The organism is Plesiomonas sp. ZOR0011 (assembly GCF_000800945.1).
Taxonomy (GTDB): Bacteria; Pseudomonadota; Gammaproteobacteria; order Enterobacterales; family CAMTGL01; genus Plesiomonas; species Plesiomonas shigelloides.
The window spans coordinates 1-5,569 of sequence record NZ_JRKB01000090.1 but is presented as its reverse complement, the minus strand read 5'-3'; the positions used below and the strand labels follow the sequence as shown (position 1 = coordinate 5,569).

General features: G+C 49.2%; 2 protein-coding genes. Both read right to left on the bottom strand.

From position 1 onward, the window contains the following. Positions 1-312: 312 nt before the first annotated feature. Positions 313-3,414, bottom strand: coding sequence for an efflux RND transporter permease subunit (locus L975_RS15400; protein WP_047709251.1), 3,102 nt, complete (start codon positions 3,412-3,414; stop codon positions 313-315). 9 nt (positions 3,415-3,423) lie between these two features. Further along, positions 3,424-4,623, bottom strand: coding sequence for an efflux RND transporter periplasmic adaptor subunit (locus L975_RS15395; RefSeq protein WP_047709250.1), 1,200 nt, complete (start codon positions 4,621-4,623; stop codon positions 3,424-3,426). Positions 4,624-5,569 lie beyond the last annotated feature (946 nt).

Here is a 5,569-nt window from a genome sequence, read left to right as displayed (position 1 = left end):
TTTGCTTTCGCGTTTCGTTCCGTGCCGACAGGGAGCGCATTATAGGGAGGCGCCGAAAAGACGCAAGGGCTAAATCACGTTTTTTATCGAAAAACTTATCAAGCGCGCGCTTTGTGAACAAATCAAGCGGGTGAAGCCTAAAATTCATCCACTAATGCGGATAAAAGCACCAAGGTAGCGCACCGTAACCGCATATCTGGCGTGAATGCGCGGACTCCCTACGCGTGAAATAAAGCGGCCAAATTAATAAAAAAGCCCAGCAAAAACGGCTGGGCTAAGTGGACGATGAAATTGAGCTGATAAGCTGAAGGCTTATTTACGCTCTGAGAGTTGCATGATCAACCGGAAGAATAGCGGAATAAAGAAGATAGCGATAAAGGTTGCCGCCAACATTCCGCCAATCACCGGCCAACCTAATGCATGGCGACTCGCCGCACCAGCACCGCTCGACAAGATCAACGGCACACAGCCCAAAATAAAGGCCATCGAGGTCATGATGATGGGGCGAAAGCGTAAGCGTGCCGCTTCCAAAGCCGAGTCCAGCAGACTCATCCCCTCTTCGTGCTTCATCACTGCAAACTCCACAATCAAGATGGCATTTTTTGCCGCCAAGCCGACCAAGGTCACCAATCCTATCTGGAAATAGACGTTGTTGGTTAAGCCAACCAGCCACGTGGCTAATAGCGCACCGAACAACGCAAACGGGACCGCGGTGATCACCGCGAACGGCAAGCTCCAACGCTCATATTGCGCCGCCAAAATCAAAAAGATCATGACGATACCAAAGCCAAACGCCATTGCCGCACTACCGGCCGCCGCTTTTTCTTGGTAGGCCGAACCGATCCATTCCAGCTTGGCATCATTACCGAGCACCTCGCTCGCCACTTGTTCTAACGCGACGATAGCCTGCCCCGAGCTGTAACCGGCCGCTGGTTGCACCATGATTTTAGCCGCTTGGAAGATATTAAAACGTTCAACCAGCTCCGGACCGGTACTGTCACGTACCGTCACCAAACTGCTGAGTGGGATCATCTCGCCATTGACCGAGCGCACATACACATTGCGAATATCATCGCGCTTAGCGCGGTAATCGGCCTCCGACTGTAACTGCACCCGATACGTACGGCCAAACTGGTTGAAGTCATTCACATAGACTTGGCCAAACGTTGCCTGCATCGTGTCGAACACCGCGTTGATCGGTAAGCCGAGCGCCTTAGCCTTTTCACGATCCAAATCCATGTAGACCTGTGGCACATTCGCGCGAAAGGTGGTGGTGACGCTGGAAAACTCAGGGCGGCTCTTCGCTGCATCCAAAAAGCGCTGCACTTCGGCGGAAAATGCCTGCGTATCGCTACTTCCTCGGTTCTGCAGGTAGCCTTCTAATCCACCGGTGGTCGACATGCCCTGAATCGGTGGCGGATTGAAGGAGGCCGCAAATCCATCAGATTGCCCCATCATGCTCAAGCCTTGGAATGTTTTGGCCAAAGCAAAGGAGTCTTGCCCACTACCTTGGCGTTCACCCCAATCTTTCAACGGGATAAATGACAACCCACGGTTACTGACAATGGAGTTCGACAGAATATCGAAACCCGAGAAGGTCACTACGTTCTCAACATGCGGATTAGCCATGATGATCTGGTCGAACTGGTCCGCCACGTTTTGCGTACGATTCAACGATGCCGCATCCGGCAACATAATCGACGAGATGAGATAGCCCTGATCCTCATTCGGCACCAACTCCCCCGGCACGCGAGCAAATAAGGCGTAGGTGCACAGTAATAGCGCCCCGATAATCCCGAATGCCACCCCGACTCGCCGATTCAAAAAAGCCACGCCGCCGACATAACGCGCAGTTAAACGGTCAAACGCTTGGTTAAACCAAACAAAAAAGCGCGCGGGCTGATGATGGCCTTCTTTTAGCAGTACCGCACACAACGCCGGTGATAGCGTCAATGCCACCAAGCCCGAGATCGCCACCGACACCGCCACGGTAATCGCAAATTGCTTGTACATGACACCGGTCATTCCGCCCATAAAGGCCACCGGCAAGAACACCGCACACAGGACCAGAACGATGGCCACCACAGGCCCAGACACTTCCTGCATCGCCAGAATTGCCGCTTCGCGTGGCGAGCAGCGCCGCTCTGTCATGATCCGCTCTACGTTTTCCAGCACCACGATCGCATCATCCACCACGATACCAATCGCCAGTACCATGCCAAACAGCGTCAATAGGTTGATGGAAAAACCCAGCATCAACATCCCAGCAAAGGTACCAATCAACGATACCGGCACCGCAATGCAGGGGATCAAGGTCGCGCGGAAGTTTTGCAAGAACAGGTACACCACCACAAACACCAGAACGATAGCCTCGAACAGCGTTTTGACCACTTCTTCAATTGAGATTTTCACAAACTCGGTAGTGTCATACGGGATCTGGTATTCCAAATCTTGTGGGAAACGGGTTTTCAGCCGCTCCATGGTGTCGCGCACTGCATCGGCCACCATGACCGCATTGGCTCCCGGTTGCAAATACGTGAAGATCCCCACCGCCGGTTGGCTATTGATCCGCGCAGTCACGTCATAATCTTTACCGCCCAGCTCTACGCGCGCGACATCTTTAACCCGCACTTTAGAGCCATCTGGCCGCGACAAAATAATGATGTTCTCGAATTCCTTCACACCCTCCAGACGCCCTTTGGTCTGCACCGTATAGGTAAAATCAATTGGGGCACTGGTTGGTTGCGCACCAATCTTGCCCGCTGCAAACTGGGTATTCTGTTCACGAATGGCCGCAATCACATCCGCCGGCGTCAATTGCAGCTGTGCCAACCGATCGGGGCGCAACCAGATCCGCATGGCATAGTCGGTACCGCCAAACAGCGTAATATCACCGATACCAGGAATCCGCTTAAGCTCATCAATAATATTCAGCAAGGCATAGTTGGAAAGATAGGTGGTGTCATAGCTGCCATTGGGTGATTGCAGCGTTAATACCTGCATGATGGAGGTGGATTTTTTCCGTACCGTGATCCCCTGTTTTTTCACCTCTTCCGGCATTTGCGCCATCGCAGCCGACACACGGTTATTCACGTTGATCGTGGCTTGGTCGGGATCAGTGCCAATCTCAAAGTAAATATTCAGGTTCATCTGACCATTAGACGCCGAGCCGGATTGCATGTAAATCATCCGCTCAACCCCATTGATCTGCTGCTCCAACGGTGCCGCCACAGTTTGGGAAATCACTTCCGGCGTCGCGCCAGGGTAATAGGTCGTTACCGATACCACCGGCGGGGTAATTTGCGGATATTGCTCTACCGGCAATGCCCGCATCGCGGCCAAACCACCCAGCACGATAATGATAGAAATCACGCTGGCAAAAATAGGTCGCTCGATAAAAAACTTCGAAAACATACGAACTCCTTATTTTGCCGCGCTCGCACTGACAACCTTCTGACTAATCGCGCTCATCTCTTGTGCCGATACCGGCTGGATCACCACACCAGGGCGAGCTTTCATCAAACCCTCAACGATGTAACGCTCTCCTGCTTGCAAGCCACTTTCAACTAACACCCCACTTTCCACCACCGCGCCTAATTTCACCGGTCGTGGCACCACCTTATTCTCCGCATCCACTACCATCAGCATCCGATCGGCCTGTGACTGTACAATCGCCTTCGCTGGCACCACTATCGCGTCTTTGCGCGTACCCAAATCAATGGTTAGACGAACAAATTGCCCCGGCAACAATACCCCACGCTCATTATCAAAAATTGCCCGTGCCCGGATCGTGCCGGTTTTGCCATCTACGCGATTATCCGAAAAATTCAACTTGCCTACTTCCGAATATAATGAGCCATCAGCCAAACGAATGCGGGTCGTCCAATCTGCCGCACTACGTGCTTGTATCGCACCGCTTTTAATACCACGTTCAAAATTAAGTCGATCTTGTTCAGAATAAGAAAAATTCACGTACAAGGGGTCATATTGTGTAATGGTCGTCAGTAAGCTGTTATCACCTAAAGTTGAAATTAAACTGCCTTCAGACTGAGTGCTTTTACTGGCCATGCCATCAATTGGCGCGGTCACACGGGTATAACTAAGATTTAATTCCGCCTCTTTGACTTTTGCTTGCGCCGCTTGATGGCTCGCGATTGCCGCCTCATAACTGGCGATCACATCATCATAATCTTTTCGGCTGACAACTTGTTTCTTATATAACGGAATCACCCGTGCACGATCGGCACGCGCTTTATTTAACCGTGCACTCTCTTGCGCTAATAAACTTTTAGCTTGCTCCAGTGCCACTTTATAAGGCTCAGGATCGATCTCAAATAGTAAGTCCCCCGCGACCACTGGTTGCCCTTCCACATAATGGCGCTTAAGCAAAATACCGCCAACCCGTGAACGCACCTCAATTTCCCGATAACCGGCCGTTTCTCCGACCATTTCAGTTGTTAAAGGCACATCCTTGGCCTGCACAGTTTCAACTACCACAGGCGCAACTGGTGCTACCTGTGCCGATGAAGCCGACTCATCACCACAACCAACCAAACTGCCGGCAAGGATGATCATTAATGCATGCTGTTTCCAGCGCACAGCCTTTACCACACGAAAAGTCATGTTACTACTCCGACTATCATTAAATAGCTACACCATAAAAACATAGCCACGACACTCTGATACGAGTGTTGGCTAAAGAATTAATCAAAATAAAAAGAGGCTTATATTACTAGGCTAGACAAATAACAAAGTTAAAATTAGCTTAGTTTTGTGATGCACACCTATTTTTACCACAAGGCAATTAACAATGAAAAGTCAAAGAGAGAGGTAGTCACTTTATTAGCAATAACAAATCGACTTGAATGCCAAGATTAAAAATATTATTATTCACATTCCAAATTAATCACCAATAACTAATTCATTATATGAATGCAAAAGCATTTAAAATAAAACCCAAAGTCAGAAACTAATGAATAGATTCAAAGGTGATTAATTCATTTAATAAAAACATCAAATACCAATCGCTAAATAAAGTATTTTAATTATCGCTGTTCATACCAAGTAATACACCCACCTTGCAAAAGGTCTCTGCTAAAAATAACGCGAGAAACACTCTAAAAAGGAATACAGAGATAAGAGATAAGAGATAAGAGATAAGAGATAAGAGATAAGAGATAAGAGATAAGAGATAAGAACAATACGGGGAAACCCCAAGCACCGCAAACAACAGCACAGCGTACCTAACGCTGCATAAATCACTCATCAGCATCATTTAGCCAACGGCAACACCACATAGCGCCTGATGCGCTGGTGTCTGCAGTTCTGACCATAGCTCTGCGCCCACGCCAGCCCACCGTTTAGCCGGCCCGAAAACAAGAGTAAAGAGAAGAGAATAGAATGAGAAAATGCTGAGAAGAAAAGGCAAACAAGGGATAACGCTGGAAAGGAAAAAGAGAGGATAAAACCGCAATGACATTAAAATCAAAAACCCCAAACGCAAAAAGCCCATCCGTTAGGATGGGCTCTTCACTTATTTGATGCCTGGCAGTTCCCTACTCTCGCATGG